This is a genomic window from Neobacillus pocheonensis (assembly GCF_050477905.1).
Classification (GTDB): domain Bacteria; phylum Bacillota; class Bacilli; order Bacillales; family Cytobacillaceae; genus Neobacillus; species Neobacillus pocheonensis_A.
This window is the reverse complement of the sequence record NZ_JBCNAD010000012.1, coordinates 50,286-73,824: the sequence shown is the minus strand read 5'-3', so window position 1 is coordinate 73,824 and position 23,539 is coordinate 50,286. Positions and strand designations below refer to the sequence as shown.

Sequence of the window (23,539 nt, the reverse complement as noted above, 5' to 3'; positions counted from 1 at the left end):
TTATTTCCTTTCATGATGAATTAGACTTGATGATGATTAAAAAATTTAAATTTCTTGCACCATTTTAATTTTTTGATCCACAAGCTCCATAAAGTCTTTTTCAATAGCTTGTAATTTTGATTTACTCTCTTCAAGACCCTCACTATTTACTCCGAAATAGAATTTTACTTTTGGTTCCGTACCTGATGGTCTTAAGCACACCCATGAACCATCTTCAAACGTATACTTTAAGACGTTAGATTTAGGAAGATCAATCTTCTCCTCGTGATTGTTAGTTACGCGAATTCCTGTTAAGTAATCCTCTGTAACAGCTGTTTTCAATGAACCTAAGTTTTTAATCGGTTCTTTACGGAAAGAAGCAAGGATGCGCTGAATTTGTTCAGCTCCTTCTTTACCTTTTAAAGTTAAAGAACGGAGACCTTCCTGATAATAACCGTACTTTTCAAAAACCTGCATCATTCCTTCATAAAGAGACATGCCTTGTTTTTTATAATAAGCACAAACCTCTGTAGCTAATAAGGCGGCTTGGACCGCATCTTTATCACGAGCAAAATCGCCAATTAGATATCCGTAGGATTCTTCGTAGCCAAATAGGTACGTATGCTCACCTGTAGTTTCATATTCTTTTATCTTTTCTGCAATGAATTTAAAGCCTGTTAAAACATCGATCGTTTCTAATTGGAAGGAAGAAGCAATTGCCCGGCCAATATTTGAAGTTACGATGGTTTTTAAGACAACCCCATTTTGCGGCAAGGTTCCTTTTTCTTTTTTCTGGGTTAACAGGTAATCTAGTAAAAGTGCCCCTGTTTGGTTGCCTGTTAGCACCACGTACTCACCTTCAGGGTTTAGGACTGCAATACCTAAGCGATCAGCATCCGGATCAGTGGCAATTAATAAATCTGCCCCCACCTTTATTCCATCGCGAATGGCTAATTCAAAAGCAGCATGTTCTTCCGGATTCGGACTTTTTACTGTCGAAAATTCTGGGTCAGGAAGCTCCTGCTCTTTCACCACTGTTACATTTTTATAGCCTAACGCAGAAAGTGCTGCACGAACTGGCTTATTAGCTGTTCCATGTAATGGTGTAAATACAATATGGAGATCAGTTTCCTCTGCCAGGTTTGGGTTTTCGGAGATCGTTTTTAATTTTTCAAGATATGCTTGATCAATTTCTGTACCAATGGTTTTAATCAGACCTAAAGTTTTTAACTTTTCTTCACTGTCGACCTCGATTAACAATTCATTTTCGATTTCATTAACACGGCTGATAACAATATCAGCATCATCAGGAGGCAGCTGACCGCCGTCTGAACCATACACTTTATAGCCGTTATATTCCGGTGGATTATGGCTTGCAGTGATGACAATTCCAGAAAAAGCATTTAGATATCTTAGCGCAAACGATAATTCAGGTGTTGGTCTTAATTCATCAAATACATATGTTTGAATTCCCTTGGTGGCAAGAGTTTTAGCCGCCTCCATTGCAAATTCCGGTGATTTGTGGCGTGAATCAAAGGCAATTACTACTCCACGTTTTTTTGCGTCTACGCCATGTTCTTCTATGTATGCAGCCAGTCCGGCTGAAGCCTTGCGAACAGTATAGATGTTCATGCGGTTTGTTCCAACACCTATTTCCCCGCGCATTCCGCCTGTTCCAAATTCTAAATTCTTATAAAATGCTTCTTCAACTAGTTTTTCATCTGCCTTTATTACTTCTAATTGGTTATGTAATTCAGAATCTAAATCCTTAAATTCAATCCAACTTTTTGCTACTGCTTTCCAGTCCATTTTTTTTGCCCTCCAATTTCTTTCTATTTAATATTGTTTCTAACTTATAGCATGTTACTCCTTTAAAAATCGACATAAATAAACCGACAATTTTCGCAAATGGTAACACAATTCCTATATTATTTTACCTTAACATTTTTCAAAAATTAAGAAAAAAACAAAATAAAAATGCCTACTAAGTGCAGGCATTTTATTTTCCCTATATTAGCAGCTCGTTATCTGCCTTCGTGTAAATACTAAGAATCGTATTTTTCATATGTTTGGCATCAACGAACTGCTCAAATTCAAATGGAAAAAACAATCCGAATTCCTGGAGATTCGCTACATTTTTATCAAATAAAGATGAATACTGTTCATCTGGTTGTGAAACCTCAAGAATGGAGATGATTGTTTGAATGCTTGTCATAACCTGAAAAGCATCTTTTAAGGTACTAAAATCTTCAACATGCTTGCCTGAAGTATGCAAGACCTTTAACTGTTCAAACTGACAAATTTCCTCATCAGTAAAATAGAGTGGAAAAATATTAGAGTAAATATACCTCACAAGTTCACAAATTTCTTGTTCCTGACTTGGTGTCGAGGCAAAAACAATTTTCACTTATAACCCACCTTTGCCTTCGCTTAATTCTATCGTAATATATATGATAAGAATAACATATCAAACATGGAATAAACGGTGGTAATTAATAGAAAAGCGGAAGGAGAAATTATGCTTAATACAATGCGAATGGGTGAGTGGTTACAAATCAGTATCCCAAAGGAATGGGAAGGCAGAACAACTGATGATATTTTCCGCCATGAATGGAAAGCACCAAAAAAAGTCATTCATTCTCTCCGTATGGAAGAAAAGGTTCGATTGAATGGAGATAGAGTGGTATGGAATATGCCTTTAGCTTCGGGTTCAAAATTACAAATCCAATTATTCGAGAGTGAAGAAATACAGATAACTCCGTATTTCCATGATATCGATATTTTATTTGAGGATGATCACTTTCTTGTTATTAATAAGCCGCCATTTATGAATACACATCCAAATGATACAAATAAGGAATCAAACACGTTGGTCAATGCTGCTGCATTTTATTTACTTGCAAAGGGAGAATTGAAAAACATTCGCCAAATCCACCGATTAGACCGTGATACTTCTGGAGCAATTTTGTTTGGTAAACATACTTTGGCTGGTGTACTTTTAGATAGAATGCTTATCGATCGTCAAATAAAAAGAACCTACATTGCAATGGCTCATGGTATATTTCAAAGAAAAAAAGGAACCATTAATGCGCCAATTGGACGCGATCGTCATCATGCCACGAAAAGAAGAGTTTCCCCTTCTGGACAAGAAGCCATAACTCACTACCAAGTTATAAAAGAAAATAAAATTCGAAAGCTTTCCTTTGTAAAATGCTGGCTCGATACAGGGAGGACCCATCAAATCCGCGTCCATTTAAGCCACCTCGGACATCCTTTAGTTGGGGATGTATTGTATGGGGGAAAGCCTATTGTAAACAGGCAGGCACTACATGCCGCAAAGCTTGAATTTGTCCATCCTTTTACCCAAGAAAAAATCGAATGTCATGCGCCTTTAACGGACCAGCCGGTGATTTTCGAAGATGTTGATGTGTTCTCGATTTAAATAGAAAAAGCCTCCCGGGTTTTGGGAGGCTTCATTTTCTTAATCAGCTCTTCTAAATGCTCTCATGATGAAGCTTAACAGAAGAACAAGGACGGCTGCACCAATAATCGCTGGGATGATGGCAAAATCAGCAACATGCGGCCCCCAGTTACCTAATATCATTGTCCCTAGCCATGCTCCAACAAATCCAGCAATTATATTACCAATAATGCCACCAGGAATATCTCGTCCAACGATTAAACCTGCTAACCATCCAATAATACCACCAACAATTAATGCCCAAATAAAGCTCATTACGAACACTCCTTTTTAGTTTTTACCTATTTTTAAGCGTCTGAGCCTACAACACAGGCAGTTTCTAAGAATTTGATTTCTTATCAAGCTGCCTTTACCTATAAAGTACCCAAATTTCATTTTTATACTCATAAAAGAAGAAAAATCGGATCCCTGGAATCCGGTTTTTAAATTATTTTTTTAGTCGACTTCATACATAAATGAACCATAACAAGGTAAAAGTAAAAAAGTACTATTTTTAATAGGAGATTATTCAGAAAATTCTAATGTTAAGTTTTTGTAAATTTCGTTAAGAATTGTATCTTTTTTCAACATCTTTTAGATAAAATATGTTCGGTAAGTGTACAAACTTTACATATGAATATTGGAGGTAATTACATGGCATTCAAAAAAAATGATAAGTTTTCGGTTTTATTAAGCAATATTTCCGCTAACTTAAAGGAAAGTGCCAATTTCTTTACAGAATACAAATTAAAAAATGTTAGTGATTTAAAAATTTTCTCTGAAAAAATGAAAGAGCTTGAAACAAAGGGAGATTCCTACGTTCATGAAGTGATTAAAGAATTAAATGATGCTTTTATTACCCCCATTGAACGTGAAGACATTCTTCATCTTGCTATGAGTATGGATGATGTACTTGATGGACTTGAAGGCTGCTCAGCATTATTTGAAATGTACTCGATTACAAGTGCTGATGAATTTATGATTAAGTTTGTTGAGGCGATTCAGGGAAGCGTGCATGAAATCGATAAAGCTGTTGAACTCCTTTCAAATAAAAAGTTAACTCAAATTAGAGAACATGCCATAAAGATAAAAGATTATGAATCAAAATGCGATAATGTCTTACGGCAGTCGATTAAAAATTTATTTACTGTGGAAAAAGATCCAATTCGTATTATTCAGTACAAAGAAATTTATGAAAACCTTGAAGATATTGCCGACTACTGTCAATCAGTTGCCAATACTCTTGAAACCATTATTATGAAAAATGCATAAGGAGTAATAATATGACTCTAATTATATTAATTGTAATTGGTGCCCTTGCATTTGACTTTATTAATGGTTTCCACGATACAGCAAATGCAATTGCTACATCTGTTTCAACTAAAGCACTAAAACCACGTCATGCCATTTTGCTAGCTGCGGTCATGAACTTTATTGGAGCGATGACATTTACAGGGGTTGCCAAAACGGTGTCGAAAGATATCGTAGATCCTTTCAGCCTTACCAATGGTACTATTGTCATTTTAGCAGCACTAATTGCTGCCATAGTCTGGAATCTACTCACTTGGTATTACGGAATCCCAAGTAGTTCGTCTCACGCCATTATTGGATCCATCGCCGGTGCAGCAATTGCAGCTGATGGCTTTAGTTCCCTTAACTATGGAGGATTTATAAAAATTCTAGAAGCACTAATCCTTTCTCCTATTTTAGCGTTTGCAGTCGGGTACATTGTTTATAGCATTTTTAAAATTGTATTTAAGAATTTTAATTTAACGAAAACCAATCGAAACTTTAGATATATCCAAATTGCTACAGCTGCTTTACAATCCTATTCCCACGGAACGAACGATGCGCAAAAATCAATGGGAATAATCACGATGGCCCTTCTCACCTCAGGTACTATTCAGAGTGACGAAGTTCCTTTATGGGTTCAAATCGCCTGTGCGATTGCTATGGGACTTGGTACCTCCATTGGTGGTTGGAAAATCATAAAAACCGTAGGCGGAAAAATCATGAAAATACGCCCTATTAACGGAGTTGCTGCGGATTTGACAGGGGCTGCTATCATTTTCGGTGCTACCTACATCCATTTACCGGTAAGTACAACCCACGTTATTTCTTCAGGAATACTTGGGGTTGGTTCTGCCCATCGTTTAAAAGGGGTTAAGTGGGGGACAGCTCAGCGAATGCTAGTCACCTGGGTCATCACACTGCCAATTACTGCTGTTTTAGCGGGACTAATTTATTTAATCCTTAATCTTGTTTTTTAATTGTAAAACCAGGGAACTCTAAATGTTTCCTGGTTTTTTATTGTTTATTTATAATTATCGAAAAATTATCTTAATATAGTTAATTCAGTGAATGGTAAATGGAGTCATTATTCGTTAAATTCCTAATATATCAACTTTTTTAACTGTTAAAACTTTCTATTGACCAATCATTATCAGTTAAATTAGAATAATAACATATTCTTTTTACCATGGACATTAGGAGGTATACAATGGACAATACAGCTTCAGTTAAACAGTCCGCACAGCAAACAGCTGCTGCAAAAAAACATCCGCCTGGCCTTTATTTATTATTCTTTACAGAAATGTGGGAAAGATTTAGTTACTATGGAATGCGAGCCATCCTAGTTCTTTATTTAACTACTGCATTTGTAAGCGGTGGATTAGGCTTTAGTGATGCTACAGCCATGAGTATCTACGGTTTCTTTACCGGGGCAGTTTACTTTACGCCAATGGTTGGAGGCTGGCTCTCAGATAGATTCTTAGGCCGCAGACTAGCAATTACTATTGGTGGTATTACCATGGCTGTTGCTAACTTAGTTTTATTTGCTAATCAAAGCAGATGGGCCTTTTATACTGGTTTAGTATTATTAATCGTTGGTAACGGTTTCTTTAAACCAAATATTTCAACCCTTGTCGGTGAGCTTTACGCTCCAGATGATCGTCGTCGTGATGGTGCCTTCACTATTTTCTATATGGGTATCAACATCGGTGCCTTCTTCTCTCCATTAGTTGTTGGTTACTTATCAGATAATTTATTTAAAACTACTGTCGATGGAGTCGTTGTTTCCGGATTTAGATATGGATTCTTGGCTGCTTCTATCGGAATGATAATCGGCCAATTAATCTTTAATCTCTTTGGTTCTCGCTACCTAGGAGAAATTGGTAAAAAGCCAACTGGCAAACCAGTTGCAAACAATACTGGCGCAATTGAGAAGAAACCTTTAACAAAAAAAGAAAAGCAGCGTACGACTGTCATCTTTATCCTTGCTGCATTCGTTGTTTTCTTCTGGGCTGGATTTGAACAAGCAGGAAGTTCGTTAACGCTTTATACTGATCGTTTTATCGATCGTAATGTTTTTGGATTCACGATTCCAACTGCATGGTTCCAATCTTTGAATCCATTATTCATTGTTATCTTAGCTCCAATCTTAGCATCCCTATGGTTAAAGCTTTCTTATACTAAAAAGGGAGATTTTAAAATCCCTTCAAAAATGGGCTTTGGTATGGTGCTTTTAGGATTAGGTTACATGGTGTTATTATTAGCCGTACTAAAAACTGGCAGCGATGCAGATAACATTGTTGTCAAAGCTAACGTCATGATCATTACCTTAACATATTTACTTCATACCATTGGTGAATTACTTTTATCACCTGTCGGCTTATCACTAGTTAGTAAAATTGCTCCTGTAAAACTTGCTTCATTATTAATGGGTGTATGGCTTGCAAGTACTGGTGTTGCGAACATTCTTGCTGGACAATTAGCTTCCCTAACACAATCACTTGGATACCTTGAAATTTTCGGGGTTATCGGAGGAATGGCAATTGTTCTAGGATTAGTATTGTTAGCTATTTCTAAAAAGCTTGTCAAAATGATGGACTAACCTTTAGAGGGTGAAACGAATGTTTCACCCTCTTTTTTATTGTTTTCACTTCTAAATGGGTTCCCGCTACATAATTTTATGTAAAAGGACAAGTTTTGGGGTGAAGCTTATGTTAGAAAAAATAATAGCGATGCTAATTGGTTCCATATTATTAAGTCTCGGTGTAAACGGATTTTTAATCCCCTATCACCTGCTTGACGGCGGCGTAATTGGGTTAGGGTTAATCATTCATTATTTTTATGGCTGGCCCACCGGGCTTAGCATTATTCTTCTAAGCCTTCCCCTCTATGTTTTAGCCTGGTTCTTTGAAAGGCGTTATTTCTTTTATAGCCTGCATGGCTTAGTTATTTCATCCTTTTGTATTGATGTTTTTTCTTTTATTAATGGAAGAATTCAGATTGGGATATTGCCAAGTACCATGATTGGGGGCTTGCTCGTCGGCATTGGCATAGGCGTCATGCTTCGCTATGAAACCAGTACTGGCGGGACAGATTTGTTAGCCCAGTTGCTAACTAAATTTACAAATATTAATATCGGAATCATCATTTTCTTAATTGACGGGCTGATAATTACAAGTGGAATTCAAGTAGTTGGATTAGAAAAGTTCTTTTACTCCCTCTTAACTATTCTCTGTGTTGGTTTCATGACGACCGTGACAGTTGCTGGAAGACCGCAAACACATTAGGGAGAATTGTCGCTTTTTGCGAAAAAAGAATTTTCAAATAATTCTAGTTTTCAAATAAATTATGTTACTATTCTTATGGTTATAGGAAAAATTAACCATGAGAGGAGAAATTAAACATGTCCTGGTTCACAAAATGGGCGTTTACTAACAAAGCTGCTGTCAGTCTAATGACGATTCTAATCCTTTTGATGGGTATTGTAAGTTATTTCACTTTGCCAATGGAATTTTTACCTTCAGCTGATAATCCGCAAGTATCAGTAATTGTTATGGGGCAAGGTACTGATTCGAAAACGATGGAAAGTGACGTAACCCAGCCAATCGAAAAGGCCGCTTCAAGTATCAAGGGTAAGAAGAACATTTTCTCTACTACGGGTGATGGTTTTTCAAAAATTGATATTAACTTCGAATCCAAAACCGATATGAAGGAAGCCAAGCAGGAAGTCCAAGAATCACTTAGTACCATCCAGCTTCCGGCAAATGTCTCTAAGCCAACAATTGTCCAATTAAATACCTCCATGATTCCCATCGCAGATGTTGCCGCAACCTTTAAAGACGGTCTCACCCCGGAAAATCTAAAATTTGCTGAGGAAAAAATCATCCCATATTTCAAAGATATTAAAGGTGTTGCCTCGATTCAGACCTATGGTATGACTAATTCCTATGTATCGATAAAGGTAGATAATGACTTATTGGCACAACATCAAGTTTCCTTACAAGCTGTTATGAGCGTACTGCAGGGACAAAATAGTGCGGTAGCAGTTGGGGAAAAAACAATTCAAGGTAAAGCCAGCAATATTAAAGTAATTGGTAAAATCGATAGCTTATCCAAAATAGAAAACCTGACTGTCGGTCCAGGGGTAAGTTTAAAAGATATTGCTAGTGTAAAGATAAATAAACCTGAAGATACAATCACTAGAATAGATGGGGCAGATGGCCTATTATTCATCGTAACGAAGGACAGCTAGTCAAATGCTGTTTCAATAAGTAAAAAGGTAAGAGAGGCAACAAAGGAAATTAATAAGAAGTATGATCAAACCGAAACAAGTGTCGTCTTCGCAACTGCGGATATGGTAGAAAACTCAGTCTCTTCAATGATGAAGGAAGTTCTCGTCGGGGCCCTTTTTGCTACAATTGTGATCATGCTGTTCCTACGTAATATCCGTTCTACATTCATTACGATTATTTCAATACCTTTATCATTAGCGTTTACACTATTTCTGCTATCTCGATCTGGGGTTACCTTAAATATATTAACCCTTGGCGGCGTTGCTGTGGCAGTTGGTCGGTTAGTCGATGATAGTATTGTGGTTATTGAAAATATCTTTAGAAAAATGCAAAATGAGAAATTCTCTATTCAACTAGTAATTGATGCGACAAAAGAAGTATCAAGGGCTATTACCGCTTCAACCTTGACCACAGTGGCCGTATTCCTTCCAATCGGATTGGTAAGCGGCGGACTGCAGGACTTCTTAATGCCATTCGCCTTAACGATTACGTACTCTTTGCTTACCTCGTTAATTGTTGCTCTGACAGTGGTTCCATTAATGAGTGCCGGCCTATTAAGGAAAGCAAAGCTGCGCGAACATAAACCGTCAATTAAATTTATGAGTTTCGTGACTTGGTCCTTAAACCATAAATGGGTGGTTCTAACATTATCATTTTTATTATTTGTAGGTTCCATTGGCGTTTATTTTGTTATGCCAAAAGGAACGGTGGATAATTCTAATGCAGAATTTGTTTCTGCGAACTTGAATTATCCGAATGAGACACCAATCGAAAAAGTAAAAGAAGGAACTTTAATGCTTGAAAAGTTTATCCAAGAACAAAAAGAAGTAAAAAGTGAGTTCACTTTACTTGGAAACAATGCAGATGCCGCAAAGTTTGGTGCTGTAGGCTCACCTACCAATGCTGCCTATAATATTATTCTTAAGGATAAAAAAGACACCGATAAGCTAATCAAAAAAATCAATTCACAAAAAGAGCAATATCCGGATGCTACTCTAACGGCTGGTGCGGCCTCAATGATGAGCACCGGTGCCCCTCAAATTACGATTGATGTCGTCGGCGATCAATTAAATGACTTAGAGGCTGCTTCTGTAAAAATTAAAGATAAAATCAGTGGTATCGATGGAATAGAAAAGATAGAAACAAATCAAGAAGATAAAAAGACGGTTTATTCACTCGATGTGGACCCGGCGAAAGGCAATTCAGGACAAATCGCACAGCAGCTTTCTGTTATGTTAAACAAGACACCTATTGGCTCATTAAGCTTAAACGACCAACAGACAGTCGTCTACCTTGAGCCTGTATTAGATCCAAAAACGCCTGGTGATTTAGAAAATATTCCAGTAATGACCACTAATGGAATGGTACCTGTTTCAACAATTGCCCAATTAAATAAAGAGGAAAAACCAGCAAACCTTTTTGCTAAGGATGGAGACTCGTATATTCGGATCACTGCCACAGTAGAATCGAAAAAACTCTCTGATATTTCAAAAGAGATTAATAAAATTATTTTTGGTGACAAAAAAGATTATAAGGGAATAAGGTTTGCTGATGGAGTTGAAATTTTTGTCGGCGGTGCCAGTGCACAGCAGGCTGATGATTTCACGGATTTATTTACGACCATGGCCGTTTCCATTGGGATTGTTTTCTTAATCATGGTTATTACCTTTAAAACGATACGAGCTCCAATTGCCATTTTATTCTCACTGCCGCTAGCAGCTGTCGGGGCAATTCTTGGCTTATTAATCAGCCGGATAACCGTTGATATTACAGCTTTGCTAGGTGCCTTAATGCTGATTGGAATTGTTGTTACCAATGCGATTGTGCTCTTAGACCGTATCAAACAAAATGAGCAAAAAATGATTATTCGCGATGCGATTGTCGAAGCCACCGCCATTCGGATGAGGCCGATTATTATGACTGCAGTCGCGACAATTTCAGCGATGATTCCGTTATTATTAAAAAAGGCTGAAACTGGAAACCTCGTTTCGCAAAGCCTTGCAATCGTCGTTATCGGCGGGCTTAGTATTGCCACATTATTGACCCTTGTCGTAATACCGGTTGTTTACGAATTGTTCCATTTTAAGAAGTCTAAAAAGCAAAGAAAGCAATTAGGGACTTCGACTGATTTGTCAGTCTAATATAATGAACCACCAGCCATTTTTATGCTGGTGGTTTATTATATCAATCAATCCATTTAGTCACGATTGTCTTAAAAACCTCATCATTCACAAGGATGCGATTCATCCAATATCTATCGTTGTCAGGAGTTATTGATCTAGGAGCAAGAATGTATGCACTTTTAAGTCCACTTTTATGAATCACAGTTGCTAATTCATCTTTTCCATTTCCATATGGGTAGGCGAAATCTTCTACTTGCACTCCTAAATTTTTCTCAATGGTTTTTTTACTAAGCAAAAGATCTTTTTCAAATGCTTGGAGATTACTTTTCAAGAAAAATATTGGTTCCTCTCCAACCAATTTATGCATATCAACAGCCATTTTTGTCGAGTTCTTTTGGAAAACTCATTGCTGTTTTAGAAAAATCAGTATGAATAAAGAGATAGTACCCACCACTAATAACAATCAAAACTATACACAGACCATAAAAATACTTTTTCAAAGCTACCACCTAGTTTCAAATATCTTTTATGGGGTTTTTCTCAAATACCACTACTCTTGATTGATGTAAGGAATGATAATCTTCTTCGTTCATAAGTTCAAGGCGTAGAAGATCTTCCTTTGCAGTATGAATAGGTATTGACCTCCTATTTAAAGAACCAAACCTTTTCAGGTTATATTGTTTCCAACTCCAAAGTCCGATATAAAAAAAAATCCACATGCAGAAAACCATTAATAAAAAAGAACGAATATCACTATTTGTCATCTTAAAAGAAATCTTTATTAGACTTATATATTGGTCATTATAATCAAATAATGCACCTATAAAAAAAAGCACAACTCCTATACAATAAATCCATACAAGGATTGAAAAGATCGATATAATTATTTCCCTAAACCAATTGACCCTTGTGCGAATAATTATCCCATTTTTCGATCCCCTCTGTCTGGACTTATCCATGTAGCATAACCACCTTTCATTCTTGATTTAATGGCTTTAGGAAGAGCAAACATTACGATAAATGCATTTAGAATCCAATAAATGACAGGGTACCATGCGGCCCATAAGTAATACTTTGTTATATTGTCATATTTAGAATCGACTTTTATCGAGGCCCAAAGTTGGATAAGACTCAAAAATACAAGAGAGAAGGATGAAAAAGTTATCCATATAAAGAGCTGTTGAATCGTAGAAACTGAAAATATATAATAGATTGTTACAAATACCCATGAAAAGGACCAAATCAAACTAACCCATTGTTCAAGATATACTGGCCATATCCTTCTTTGTCGCCAGTCCAATAAAATTCTCCAATATTTCATCATCACTTCTTGTCCACCTTGGGCCCAGCGAATTCTTTGTTTCCAAATACCACTTATAGTTTCAGGAACAAGCATCCAGCACAATGCACGTGGTTCATAGCGAATGTCCCAAAATCGTTGCTGCAATTTCCAAGAAACCGCTATGTCCTCTGTAATCATATCTCTATCCCATAAACCAACATCAACTAGCGCCTTTTTTCGAAATGCAACAACAACACCCGACACGGTCATAATTTTACCCAAGATTCTTTGAGTTCTTTTTATCGCTCCTATTATCGATGCGTATTCTACAATCTGCAAACGACTTATTAATGTATCACGATTGCGAATTCTTGGATTTCCTGTCACCGCACCTAATCTTTCACCCTTATGAAGAAAATGGTAGATGAGGTAATGTGCTGCATATGGATCTAAAATGGCATCAGAATCCACACAGACAAGGAACTCCCCATTTGATGCATGACAGGCGATGTGCAATGCATTCGCCTTGCCTCTATTTTCTTTACAATCAATTACTTTGAGCTCGTTATATTGTTCAACAAGCCGCCGCAGGATATGAAAGGTGTTATCGGAACTTCCATCATTAATTGCAATAATTTCTTTTTTGGGATAATGAATATTAGACAAAAAGTGAATCGTCTCTTCAATAGTTTCTTCTTCGTTAAAGCATGGAACTAAAATGCTTATCAACGGCCATTCGATCTGATCAAAATTATTAAAGTCTTCTTTTTCACGATAATTGAAGAATAAATGAGTACCAGTTATCCAAACCAAAGACATAATTAATGGATACCAGAACACAAACTCTGAAATATAACTAATCATTTGTTCCATTTTTTTCACCTTTCATATACCGTTAATCCACCACTAGGGAATTATTTACTACTTAAAAAGGACCCATAAATGGATCCAAAGTGAATTACCTTAACATTTTTACCTTATTCGTACAGCTGTCCATCGCAGACATAATGGCGCCGCGAAATTGCTTTTTCTCAAGTGCTGCCACTGCTTCTATGGTTGCACCCCCTGGGGTACACACATTATCCTTTAGTTCTCCGGGATGAATACCAGTATCCAGAACCATTTTGGCTGCCCCAAGCACTGCCTGTGCAGCAAGCCTGTAGGACTTGTCTCTAGGGATTCCTTGTCGGACCCCACCATCTGCCATCGCTTCAATGAGCATATAAATATATGCTGGCGATGAACCACTAATGGCAGGAACTGCATCCATCAAATTTTCCTCAAGACGCTCTGTTTTTCCAAACGTTTGAAAAAGATGCTCCACTTCGATTAATTCTTCCTCTGTAAGATGTTCATTAGGACAAATAACACTCATCCCTTCCCCTACAAAGGAAGGCGTATTCGGCATTGTCCGGACAGCTTTTACTTTTTGACCAAACGCACGCTCAAGATCCATTAATGAAATACCAGCAGCAATAGTAACGATAATTGTATTAGGCTTAATCTCTTGTTTAATTTCTTCTATTACTAATAAGTGATGCTCCGGCTTTACTGCCAAGAAAAGAATGTCAGCAAATACTGCCACATCAATATTATGTAGTGATGTCTTAATCCCGTAATTCCCAGCGATTTTATCAATCGTATTTTTGGTTGCTGAACTGGCCATAATATTTTCCCGTAGAATCAATTCTGATTTTACAATACCCTCCAGCATGGCCTGCGCCATTTTCCCCGCTCCAATAAATCCTATCTTTTTATTCATGTCCTCCACACCCTATCTTCTTACTTGTACATTTCATTTTCTAATACGATTACATTTTCTGCAAACGTTGTCCTCCCCACTTCCTTTGTATTTTCCACTAAGCGATATATATTATCACAGCATCTTTTCGCCCCTTTCACTAAAAGTGGCACACCAATTACATCAATTTTTAACCCTCTCGAAAAAAATCCTCCCATAGACATTAAAAATGGGACAGTTGGGGACGTATTTGAAAACACAATTTTTTCATCAAATTTAAATTTTTCTTGCAGCAATAAACTCATTTCTTTTAAAGCCGGAACTACATATTTATTCCTTTTCCGTCCAATTGTATACACAGAATGGCCTTCATCATCAACTCCGTGAAAAATAAGCTTGCCAAAGTCCTGTTTCGTTAATTTATTAAAATATTTCACATTTAAGATTTCTTCCGTCGACAATTTCCGTTCTGATTGCGGTAATTGTTTTAAGTGATAGGCCGCTGCCATAGAAGTTGTATGTGTCCCACCATAATCATTGTAAATATAAATCATGGTATCATCCTTTATTCTTTTGTCTATTTTTATTATGGATGATTATTGAAAGATTAACCAAAAAAAGAAGCCTTTAGATAATCCTAAAAGCTTCTTGAGCAAAATTATTTATTTAAATCCTTTGGCGAAAAAGCACCAGGAAGAAGATCTTTAACAAGAATTCTTTGGACATCGCCCTTTAAATTTGTAAGAACTACTTCCATCTCTGAATCACAAAGCTCCGAAATAACTTGACGACAAGCTCCGCACGGTGGGACAGGTCTCTCTGTATCAGCAACAACTACAAGCGAATCAAACTGGGTAATGCCTTCTGAATATGCTTTAAACAAAGCTGTTCGCTCCGCGCAGTTTGTCATTCCGTATGCGGCATTTTCAATGTTACAGCCATGGTACACTTTTCCATCTTTCGCTAAAAGAGCAGCTCCCACTTTAAAGTTGGAATATGGCACATATGCAAAGTCTCTTGCTTTTTTTGCTTCAATCATTAGATCTTTTTCTTCCATTATATTCACGCTCCGCCGTGGGATTTTAATGCTGAATTACCTTCAATACCCAGTCCAAAAGTATTCCTCCAAAGTAAACACCGAAAACACCAACGACTGCGGAGAATACTGGGGGTGCAGGTAATGGCAGTTTTAAAAATTTAAACAGCATTCCAACAATTAAGCCAGCTATTAACGCCATTAAAACATCTCTCATATTTTTATACCCTCACATTAATTATTAGTAATTACTATAAGAAAGCTCACCTTTAGCGATTGAAACTCCAGAACTTGCGCCAATACGAGTAGCTCCTGCTTCTATCATTGCCAGTGCATCTTCACGGCTGCGAACTCCACCGGAGGCTTTGACACCAATTTCAGGACCAACTGTTTCACGCATTAAGCGAATATCCTCAACTGTTGCGCCACCTGTTGAAAAACCAGTAGATGTTTTAACGAAGTCTGCACCAGCTTTAACGGATATTTCACATGCTCTTATTTTTTCCTCATTCGTTAATAAACATGTTTCAATAATTACTTTAACTATAGCTTTTCCTTTAGCAGCATTTACAACCGCACGAATATCTCTTTCCACTAAATCATCTTGCTTATCTTTAAGAGCCGCAATATTAATGACCATATCTATTTCATCTGCACCATTTTCAATAGCATTTGTAGTTTCAAACGCTTTTGTTTCAGGTGTTGAAGCGCCAAGAGGGAAACCAATAACAGTACAGACTTTCACTTCAGGTTTATCAGCAAGAATTTTAGCAGCCGTACTTACCCATGTAGGATTTACACATACAGATGCAAAAGTATACTCTTTAGCTTCTTCTGATAATTTGATGATTTCTTCTTTAGTAGCGTCAGCTTTTAATAATGTATGATCGATCATATTTACAATATTTTTAGTCATAACTCGATTTCCTCCCCTATTTGAAAAACATTTATATTTAAATATTCATGGTTAATTATCACACTGTAACTATAACAAAGACTTTGAACATTTGTAAATACTTTTATGAACAAATGTAAAAATATTTATCGATGGTTCACACAAAAGACAAAAAAAACAGCGCGAACGCTGTTTTTGAGCTTTTATTCCTTTTTATCAAGTAAGAATTGGGCGGTAAATTGGTCGGTTATCAAAACATTTGCATAGCCGCCTTTTAAAGCACCGTATATACCGTCAATTTTGTTAGGACCACCAGCAACTAGTATGGAATACTCCTTCGCCCTTAAATCATTCAAATTGACGCCTAAGGTTCTATCATTCAGACTCTCGTTGCAGACTCTGCCATCTTTATCAAAGAAACGAGAGCAAATATCACCGACAGCTGTTCCATACAGTGATTCCAAGTCACTGTCGGTAAAATAACCCAACTGAAATAGTAATGAGTCCGTTTTTATTGGTCCAATTGTAAACAAGGCAATATTCGCCTGCCTGCCAAGCTCAAGGATTTTACGGATATGCCGATCCGCCTCCATCGCCTGCTTTACCACCACATGATCCACAATAGCAGGAAGTGGAAGATTATGTGGGGTCGTATTATAGGCTTTGCCAAAAAGATATAAAATTTCTGAGGCATACGTATTAGTCTCTGCATGGCTGACCCCGCCCTTAAGCTGGACCACTTTTACATCTTTAACAAATTTCTGTTTCAGTTCGATGGCGATATGGTAAAGGGTTGTTCCCCATGTTACACCGATAATGTCATCATCCTTCACAATTTCATCGAGAAATTGTGCGGTTTTTTCGCCAAGATAGTTTTTAACAATATGGTTTTCAAATTGCGGAATTGAAGCGACAATGGCTTTTTTTAAATTGAATTTTTTCTCTAATTGTTCTGACAAATTTTCAACATTTTCTGTAGGGTCCATGATGCTGATTTGAACGATACCATCACTTTTTGCTTGCTGTAATAACCGGGAAACGGTCGGGCGAGAAACCCCTAAAACCTTGGCTATTTCATTTTGATTATAATCCAGTAAATAGTATAACTTGGCTGCCTCAATCACCTTACTTAATTTTTCTCTATCCATAGGTCCCACCTAAAACATAAGATATTTTCTTTATTGTAACAAAAAAATCGTCGAATCATAAATAATTTTACATTTGTAAAAATTAACATGAACATATTTTAATTATTAACAACAGGTGCGTTAAAAATAACAATGAATTTTCACTTTGAAATAGGGGGAAAATTTATTGACTAACTGTTTTCCTTTGGATGGGGGAGTGATACATTGAAAAAATTTGGAAGATACATATATCGAAGGAGAAAATGGATTTTAGGACTTTGGATAGCTGTCATTATCTTCTTTGGCTTTTTCGCATTACAACTGCCATCAGTATTAAGTGGAAACGGCTTTGAATATAAAGGGGAGTATAATGAAACAAGAAGGGTTTTAGAGCAGGATTTTGGGCAGTCAAAGTCCTCGATTATCATGGTTTTTGAAAAAGAAAAACAAATAAGTGAAGTTAAATTCCATAGTTTTATTCGAAATACATTTCAAGAATTGAGAAATTTTGATGGAGCACACAAGATAACTACTCCTTTTGACCATGAGGGGATGCTAAAGGGGAGCTATGCCTATGGGCTTCTTACATTTAATAAACAATCGGAAAGCCTTGGAAATGAAATTGATGAATTAAAAAAATTACTAAAAAATAAAAGTGGCCTAAAAGTTACCATAACCGGTGAGCCCGTCATTGTCCAAGATTTAAATGCCGCTAGCCAAGAAGATCTTGCTAAAGCAGAAATGATTGGCTTGCCGATTGCCCTAATTGTCCTTATCCTAGCGTTTGGCAGTCTTGTGGCTGCATCTCTTCCGCTTGTTATTGGGGTGGTTTCCATCTTAACTACTATGGGAACTGTTTATTTTTTTAGCTATGGTGCTGATTTAACTATCTTTATTCTAAATATTATCCCGATGATTGGTCTTGCTTTAAGCATTGATTTCGCCTTGTTATTTATAAACCGATTTAAAGAAGAAATCGAAACGAAACCTACTCAAGAAGCAATAGAAATCACTGTGGAGACTGCCGGCCGTTCGATTATCTTCTCAGGACTTTGCGTGTTTATTGGTTTATCAGGCCTTTGGTTTATTAAAATTGATATATTTCAAAATGTCGCCTTGGGTGGTATGACTGTTGTATTTTTATCAGCTCTGTGCGCATTAACCTTTCTCCCGGCAATCTTATCTTTATTAGGGAAAAAAGTAAATAAATTAAGTGTCCTTCCGGTCACAGAAAAACAAACTAGTTTATGGTATAAGTTTGCCAAATTTGTAATGAGGCGTCCTGTTCTTATGTCAATTACAGCTCTTGCTATATTGCTTGCCGGCCTTATCCCTGTAAAGCAAATGGTCTTAACCATACCAGGGACAGATTCACTACCGCCAAAATACCCTTCAAGAGTGGCTTTAGAGACATTTAGAGACCAATTTATTGCCAAGGAAAAACGCGACGAGAAAAAAGTAACGATTGTTCTCACAGCGAATGGAAAAATCCTTGATAAGAACAATTTTAACAAAATAGGTAAGGTAATAAATCGTATAGAAGAAGACCCACTTGTCTTTACCGTTAATTCACCATTTTCAGCAACAAAAATAAAGGATTCTGACCAACTTCTTCAATTTTTAACATACGGTGACAAATCAAAGGTTGCTCCAATAAAGGACTACTTTATTAGAGGAAACAAAATGCTTTTTGAGGTTTATTTAAAAACAGGAGAGCATTCTTCAAAAGCAAGAGACTGGGTTAAAGAATGGTCATCTAAGGATTTAGGCTTAAAATCATCCTTTGGCGGTTCGATTCAACTTGAACAGGAAATTTTTACAGAGATTTATAAAAAGGCTCCCTATGGATTACTATTAATTGTTATATCTACCCTTGTGATTCTGATGGCAGCATTTCATTCTATCCTTATTCCAATAAAAGCCATTTTAATGAATATTTTAAGCCTTGGCTGTACATTTGGAATTGTCGTTTGGGTATTCCAACAGGGACATTTAGGCGTAACACCCGCAAATATTGCTTTAATTTTGCCAGTATTTGTTTTTACCCTGGTTTTTGGACTTTCGATGGACTATGAGGTCTTTCTCATCTCAAGAATTCAAGAATTTTATCATCAAACAGGGAATAACAGTGAAGCAACTATCTATGGCTTAACCTATACAAGCAAGATTATTACCTCTGCAGCGGCCATCATGATAGTTGTAACAGGGGCTTTCGCCTTCACAGGTGTCATGCCGATAAAGCAATTGGGTGTTGGTATTGCAACAGCCATTTTTATCGATGCCACCATTGTCAGGATGGTTCTTGTTCCCGCCTTAATGAAGCTGCTAGGTGACTGGAATTGGTGGTTCTTTGGATTAAAAAACAAAAACCAAATAGAAACTCGAAAAAAGCCAGCCTGACAGCACTGGCTTTTTTGTTTATGAAATTCTCATTCCTACAAGCAAAGCACCTTTTTCTAATGCCTGCTTATTGATTTCAAGTAAATGATGCTTATCAGCAGAAAGAACTTTTTTTAGAGATTCGAGAATTGAATCAGATGAAACAATCTTTGATGTTTCTAAAAATGCTCCTAATAAAATCATATTAGCAACTCGAGAATTTCCAAGATCATTCGCCATGTCAGTTGCTGTTACTTCGATAATCTTTATGTCTTCTCTGTCTGACACACGAGTAACCAATGATGAGTTTACAATGAGTAAGCCTCCTGATCGGACTTTCTGCTCAAATTTATCAAATGACGGATTATTCAAAACAATTGCAGTTGATGGCCTCGTAACTAACGGAGAACCAACTGGTTCATCACTCACAACAACTGCACAATTCGCCGTTCCCCCGCGTTGTTCAGGTCCATAGGAAGGAAGCCAGGAAACCCCCTTACCTTCCAGCATCCCAGCATAAGCGATGAGCTGCCCCATCGACATCACTCCCTGCCCTCCGAAACCGGCAATAATAATCTCTTCAAGCATGGCTATTTCACTCCCTCTTTGTTTTTGTAAACAGCAAGAGGATAAACGGGAACCATATTTTCCTTTACCCACTCCAGGGATTCAGCTGGATCCAGTCCCCAGTTGGTTGGGCAGGTAGATAATATTTCGATCATGGAGAATCCAAGGCCTTTTTTCTGAGTTTCAAATGCCTTTCGAATAGCTTTTTTCGCTTTTAAAATATGAGGTATATCATGCGTTGAAACCCGTTCAATATAGGCAGCACCATCTAGTGTAGCAATCATTTCACAAACTTTAATCGGCGAACCTTGAATGCTGATATCCCTGCCGAATGGTGTCGTAGCAGTCTTTTGGCCAATCAAAGTCGTCGGAGCCATCTGCCCGCCGGTCATTCCATAAATGGCGTTATTGACGAAAATGACGGTAATATTTTCACCTCTTGCTGCAGCATGAATGACTTCACTTATGCCAATAGAAGCAAGGTCTCCGTCACCTTGATAGGTAAAGACAAAACGGTCAGGCAACACCCGCTTTACTCCAGTAGCGACTGCAGGTGCCCGCCCATGTGCTGCCTGTGTCATATCACAATTAAAATATTCGTAGGATAAAACGGAACAACCTACAGAAGCAACTCCGACGGTCTCCTCTAAAATATCCATCTCTTCTAAAACTTCACCGACTAGACGGTGGATGACGCCATGCGTACAGCCCGGACAATAGTGGGTGGGCTTATCTGTCAGCCCGCATGTTTTTTTAAACACTGTTTTCATTGTCATACTGATACACCTCTAGCAACCGCCATGATTTTTTCATAAATTTCTTCTTGTGTTGGTACAATGCCGCCTGTTCGGCCATAGAAATCCACTTCCGCATGACCATTTACAGCTAGCCTAACATCCTCAATCATTTGCCCTGCACTCATCTCTACCGAAATATAGGTCTTAACCCTTTCCCTTGTTTCAAGGAAGGGCTTTTCAGGGAACGGCCATAGTGTGATTGGCCTGATTAAACCTACTTTTACGCCAGCATTTCTTGCTTTATTGATGGCATTCATCGTAATCCTCGCGACTGTCCCGAAGGCAACCATGATTAATTCGGCATCCTCTATGAGATAGGTTTCATATCGAACCTCATTCTTCTTGATTACGGCAAACTTTTGTTGCAGATTCCAGTTTCGTTTTTCTAATCCATCTGCATCAAGCTCTAGCGAGGTAATAATTTTGGGTCCCCCGTCACCACGTGTACCAGTTGTCGCCCACTCTTTGTTATATTCCTGTATTTCCGAACGTTCACCAAACTCAACAGGCTCCATCATTTGACCTAGCATTCCATCGCCCATCAAAATCACAGGAGTACGGTAACGATCCGCAATATCAAAAGCATCTCTTGTTAAATCAACAATTTCCTGCAAACTGGCTGGCGCTAAAACTGGAATATTGTAGTCACCGTGCCCTCCGCCTTTTGTTACCTGGAAATAATCTGATTGGGCTGGCTGAATGTTCCCGAGTCCCGGACCTCCGCGAACAACATTCACAATAACTGCTGGAAGCTCTGAACCTACCATGTACGAAATTCCTTCTTGCTTTAAACTGAAACCTGGGCTTGAGGAAGATGTCATAACTCTGACACCCGTACCCGCTGCACCATACACCATATTGATGGCTGCTACTTCACTTTCTGCTTGCAAAAATAAACCGCCTACTTCAGGAAGCCTTCTTGCCATATAGGCAACAAGCTCACTTTGCGGTGTAATCGGATAGCCGAAAAAATACTTACAACCGGCATGGACTGCCGCTTCGGCAATTACTTCATTTCCTTTCATCAACACTTTCCCCATTTTGAATACTCCTTCCAGTTACACAGTTTGCAAAATCTTGACAGGACGATAGACTGCGATGACAGCATCTGGGCAAACTTGAGCACATTTTGCACAGCTAATGCAATGATTCTGATCTGTAACAGTTGCTGGTCGATAACCCTTTCCATTTAAATAGTCTGCTAGAAAAATGACATTCGTCGGACATACTTCAACGCAAAGGCTGCACGATTTACAAATGTCTTCATTTAAAACAACTCTTTTTTCCATACTTGTTCTCCCCTTTCAAGCTTCCCAAGGCAATTTCATATACCGTTCAATCCAAACGACTTTATGATTCTGCGAAAATTCGTTTGCTTCCCTTCTTAGATGGGACGAAATGGTTGTATATAATAGTGGAATTTCAAGTCTTTCAGCCGCTTGACTGCTTAACTCCATTCCTTTTTTTATATCGGTTATGGTAGTTTCGCTGCCAAGGTTTGAATTATTAATAATTCCGTTCAACTTCAATCTAGATGCCTTTTCGATTTGTTCAATTGTGTACAATACTCCATCCAAGGTGCTAACATACGGCCTGTTTCCATTTAAAACAAAAAGTAATTCTGGATGTAAATCTTTCCATTCATGATAATACTGTCCTAATGCTGTTGCCCCGTCCTTATCACCACCAGAATCGACGATTAACCGGTACCGATTGTCATGGAGGACGCGATAAATCTCACCAGAAACGATGGGGAGATCCGCCGTTGCTAGTCGATTCTTGGGAGCAATTAATTCAACATCATGCTGCTCAAAGATACTTGCTACATCCCGAGAGCGATAATAAGGATTAATTATATCTAAATCATTGATGGCTGTTTTTTCATATTTCTGCCTTTCTACTAAGGCTAAATTTATAGCAATTTCGGTTTTTCCACTTCCAAAGTGACCAGACAAAATCGTGATTCTCCCTGTATGCATCAATGATAAAGTCACTTCCTTCCAAATAGTGAAAGCGTTTACAAAGTAACACTCCCCAAAAATCTCTTTTTATTATAAAGCGTAAATGATCTTTACGCTTTGACCAAAGTCACACTTATAGTAAAAAGAAGCTCCGAAGAACTTCTTTAAGACATAAATGAAAGAATGACCTTTTGTGGTAAATCTGTCTCATTATCAGTTTTTCTTTTTAAACGTTCACATGACGGCATTTCGTAAGAAAAATCTTCAACGTTTGCTGGAATAACTCCGTTTTGCTGTAATTGTTCAAATACTTTTTGCATTGCTTCTTCGGTTGAAATTTTATCGTCTGAATTTTCGAGTTGTAAACATTCGACACATGTTTCGACAATGTTTTCGTCAATTTGTTCTTGTGTAAAGACTAATTTTGCGCCAGTAATATTTTCAACTTCTTGATTTTCTAATTCAATAATTGTTGTTATGTTCATTTTGTTTTACCTCCACCTTTTTATAGCTTCATTATAATGAATTTTCACTTCCATAATAGGTGAAAACGGTTTTATTCATTTTTTATTCAAATGTTTTTGACAAATTTCTGTCCATTTCTTTCTCG

Annotated in this window: 23 protein-coding genes and 1 pseudogene; 7 read left to right on the top strand and 17 right to left on the bottom strand. The window is 37.5% G+C overall.

What is annotated here, in order from left to right:
• Positions 1-45 precede the first annotated feature (45 nt).
• Together ABES02_RS07020 and ABES02_RS07015 are read right to left on the bottom strand one after the other, a co-directional pair.
• Positions 46-1,788 (bottom strand): phospho-sugar mutase, encoded by a 1,743-nt coding sequence (locus ABES02_RS07020; protein WP_430132519.1) that lies wholly within the window; start codon positions 1,786-1,788, stop codon positions 46-48.
• A gap of 199 nt (positions 1,789-1,987) precedes the next feature.
• Positions 1,988-2,386: a YhcU family protein gene (locus tag ABES02_RS07015; protein WP_430132517.1), complete on the bottom strand. Its 399-nt coding sequence runs from the start codon at positions 2,384-2,386 to the stop codon at positions 1,988-1,990.
• A 111-nt stretch (positions 2,387-2,497) separates the two neighbouring features.
• On the opposite strand from ABES02_RS07015, the gene ABES02_RS07010 reads away from it, so the two are divergent.
• Complete coding sequence (locus ABES02_RS07010) at positions 2,498-3,421, top strand: RluA family pseudouridine synthase (protein WP_430132515.1); 924 nt, start codon at positions 2,498-2,500, stop codon at positions 3,419-3,421.
• Positions 3,422-3,460: 39 nt separating this feature from the next.
• Here ABES02_RS07010 and ABES02_RS07005 read toward each other — a convergent pair whose 3' ends face one another.
• Positions 3,461-3,715 (bottom strand): GlsB/YeaQ/YmgE family stress response membrane protein, encoded by a 255-nt coding sequence (locus ABES02_RS07005; protein WP_430132513.1) that lies wholly within the window; start codon positions 3,713-3,715, stop codon positions 3,461-3,463.
• A 378-nt stretch (positions 3,716-4,093) separates the two neighbouring features.
• Here ABES02_RS07005 and ABES02_RS07000 point away from each other — a divergent pair, with 378 nt between their 5' ends.
• From ABES02_RS07000 to ABES02_RS06980, 5 genes and pseudogenes are all read left to right on the top strand, one after another.
• The gene (locus ABES02_RS07000) at positions 4,094-4,711 is read left to right on the top strand and encodes a DUF47 domain-containing protein (RefSeq protein WP_430132512.1); all 618 of its coding nucleotides are present in this window, start codon (positions 4,094-4,096) and stop codon (positions 4,709-4,711) included.
• Positions 4,712-4,722: 11 nt separating this feature from the next.
• Entirely contained in the window at positions 4,723-5,709 is a 987-nt protein-coding gene (locus ABES02_RS06995) for an inorganic phosphate transporter (RefSeq protein WP_430132510.1), read from the top strand.
• 230 nt (positions 5,710-5,939) lie between these two features.
• Positions 5,940-7,331, top strand: coding sequence for a peptide MFS transporter (locus tag ABES02_RS06990; protein ID WP_430132508.1), 1,392 nt, complete (start codon positions 5,940-5,942; stop codon positions 7,329-7,331).
• Between the two features lie 109 nt (positions 7,332-7,440).
• A complete protein-coding gene (locus ABES02_RS06985; protein ID WP_430132507.1) occupies positions 7,441-8,016 on the top strand; it encodes a YitT family protein in 576 nt (191 codons plus the stop codon).
• Positions 8,017-8,132: 116 nt separating this feature from the next.
• Positions 8,133-11,162 (top strand): annotated as a pseudogene (locus ABES02_RS06980) (efflux RND transporter permease subunit).
• Positions 11,163-11,205: 43 nt separating this feature from the next.
• Here ABES02_RS06980 and ABES02_RS06975 read toward each other — a convergent pair.
• The 8 genes from ABES02_RS06975 to ABES02_RS06940 form a co-directional block, all read right to left on the bottom strand.
• Positions 11,206-11,523: a hypothetical protein gene (locus tag ABES02_RS06975; protein ID WP_430132505.1), complete on the bottom strand. Its 318-nt coding sequence runs from the start codon at positions 11,521-11,523 to the stop codon at positions 11,206-11,208.
• 540 nt (positions 11,524-12,063) lie between these two features.
• On the bottom strand, positions 12,064-13,299 hold the full coding sequence (pgaC, locus tag ABES02_RS06970) for a poly-beta-1,6-N-acetyl-D-glucosamine synthase (protein ID WP_430132503.1): 1,236 nt from the start codon (positions 13,297-13,299) through the stop codon (positions 12,064-12,066).
• 85 nt (positions 13,300-13,384) lie between these two features.
• Positions 13,385-14,188, bottom strand: coding sequence for a pyrroline-5-carboxylate reductase (proC, locus tag ABES02_RS06965; RefSeq protein WP_430132501.1), 804 nt, complete (start codon positions 14,186-14,188; stop codon positions 13,385-13,387).
• 20 nt (positions 14,189-14,208) lie between these two features.
• Positions 14,209-14,721: a DUF3189 family protein gene (locus tag ABES02_RS06960; protein ID WP_430132499.1), complete on the bottom strand. Its 513-nt coding sequence runs from the start codon at positions 14,719-14,721 to the stop codon at positions 14,209-14,211.
• Positions 14,722-14,825: 104 nt separating this feature from the next.
• Complete coding sequence (locus ABES02_RS06955; protein ID WP_430132497.1) at positions 14,826-15,224, bottom strand: cytidine deaminase; 399 nt, start codon at positions 15,222-15,224, stop codon at positions 14,826-14,828.
• Positions 15,225-15,249: 25 nt separating this feature from the next.
• Positions 15,250-15,420 (bottom strand): DUF1427 family protein, encoded by a 171-nt coding sequence (locus ABES02_RS06950; RefSeq protein ID WP_430132495.1) that lies wholly within the window; start codon positions 15,418-15,420, stop codon positions 15,250-15,252.
• A gap of 24 nt (positions 15,421-15,444) precedes the next feature.
• A complete protein-coding gene (deoC, locus tag ABES02_RS06945; protein WP_430132493.1) occupies positions 15,445-16,119 on the bottom strand; it encodes a deoxyribose-phosphate aldolase in 675 nt (224 codons plus the stop codon).
• Between the two features lie 182 nt (positions 16,120-16,301).
• Complete coding sequence (locus ABES02_RS06940; protein ID WP_430132491.1) at positions 16,302-17,246, bottom strand: sugar-binding transcriptional regulator; 945 nt, start codon at positions 17,244-17,246, stop codon at positions 16,302-16,304.
• A gap of 204 nt (positions 17,247-17,450) precedes the next feature.
• Here ABES02_RS06940 and ABES02_RS06935 point away from each other — a divergent pair, with 204 nt between their 5' ends.
• On the top strand, positions 17,451-19,625 hold the full coding sequence (locus tag ABES02_RS06935) for an MMPL family transporter (RefSeq protein ID WP_430132489.1): 2,175 nt from the start codon (positions 17,451-17,453) through the stop codon (positions 19,623-19,625).
• A gap of 18 nt (positions 19,626-19,643) precedes the next feature.
• On the opposite strand, the gene ABES02_RS06930 is transcribed toward ABES02_RS06935, so the two are convergent.
• The 6 genes from ABES02_RS06930 to ABES02_RS06905 form a co-directional block, all read right to left on the bottom strand.
• A complete protein-coding gene (locus ABES02_RS06930) occupies positions 19,644-20,192 on the bottom strand; it encodes a 2-oxoacid:acceptor oxidoreductase family protein (protein ID WP_430132487.1) in 549 nt (182 codons plus the stop codon).
• 2 nt (positions 20,193-20,194) lie between these two features.
• Entirely contained in the window at positions 20,195-20,947 is a 753-nt protein-coding gene (locus ABES02_RS06925; protein WP_430132485.1) for a thiamine pyrophosphate-dependent enzyme, read from the bottom strand.
• Positions 20,944-22,008 (bottom strand): 3-methyl-2-oxobutanoate dehydrogenase subunit VorB, encoded by a 1,065-nt coding sequence (locus ABES02_RS06920; protein WP_430132483.1) that lies wholly within the window; start codon positions 22,006-22,008, stop codon positions 20,944-20,946. Before ABES02_RS06920 ends, ABES02_RS06925 begins: the two co-directional genes overlap by 4 nt.
• 18 nt (positions 22,009-22,026) lie before the next feature.
• Positions 22,027-22,257, bottom strand: a complete 231-nt coding sequence (locus ABES02_RS06915; protein ID WP_430132481.1) for a 4Fe-4S binding protein — start codon at positions 22,255-22,257, stop codon at positions 22,027-22,029.
• A 15-nt stretch (positions 22,258-22,272) separates the two neighbouring features.
• Entirely contained in the window at positions 22,273-22,923 is a 651-nt protein-coding gene (locus ABES02_RS06910; RefSeq protein ID WP_430132479.1) for a hypothetical protein, read from the bottom strand.
• 170 nt (positions 22,924-23,093) lie between these two features.
• A complete protein-coding gene (locus ABES02_RS06905) occupies positions 23,094-23,414 on the bottom strand; it encodes a hypothetical protein (RefSeq protein WP_430132477.1) in 321 nt (106 codons plus the stop codon).
• Between the last annotated feature and the right edge of the window lie 125 nt (positions 23,415-23,539).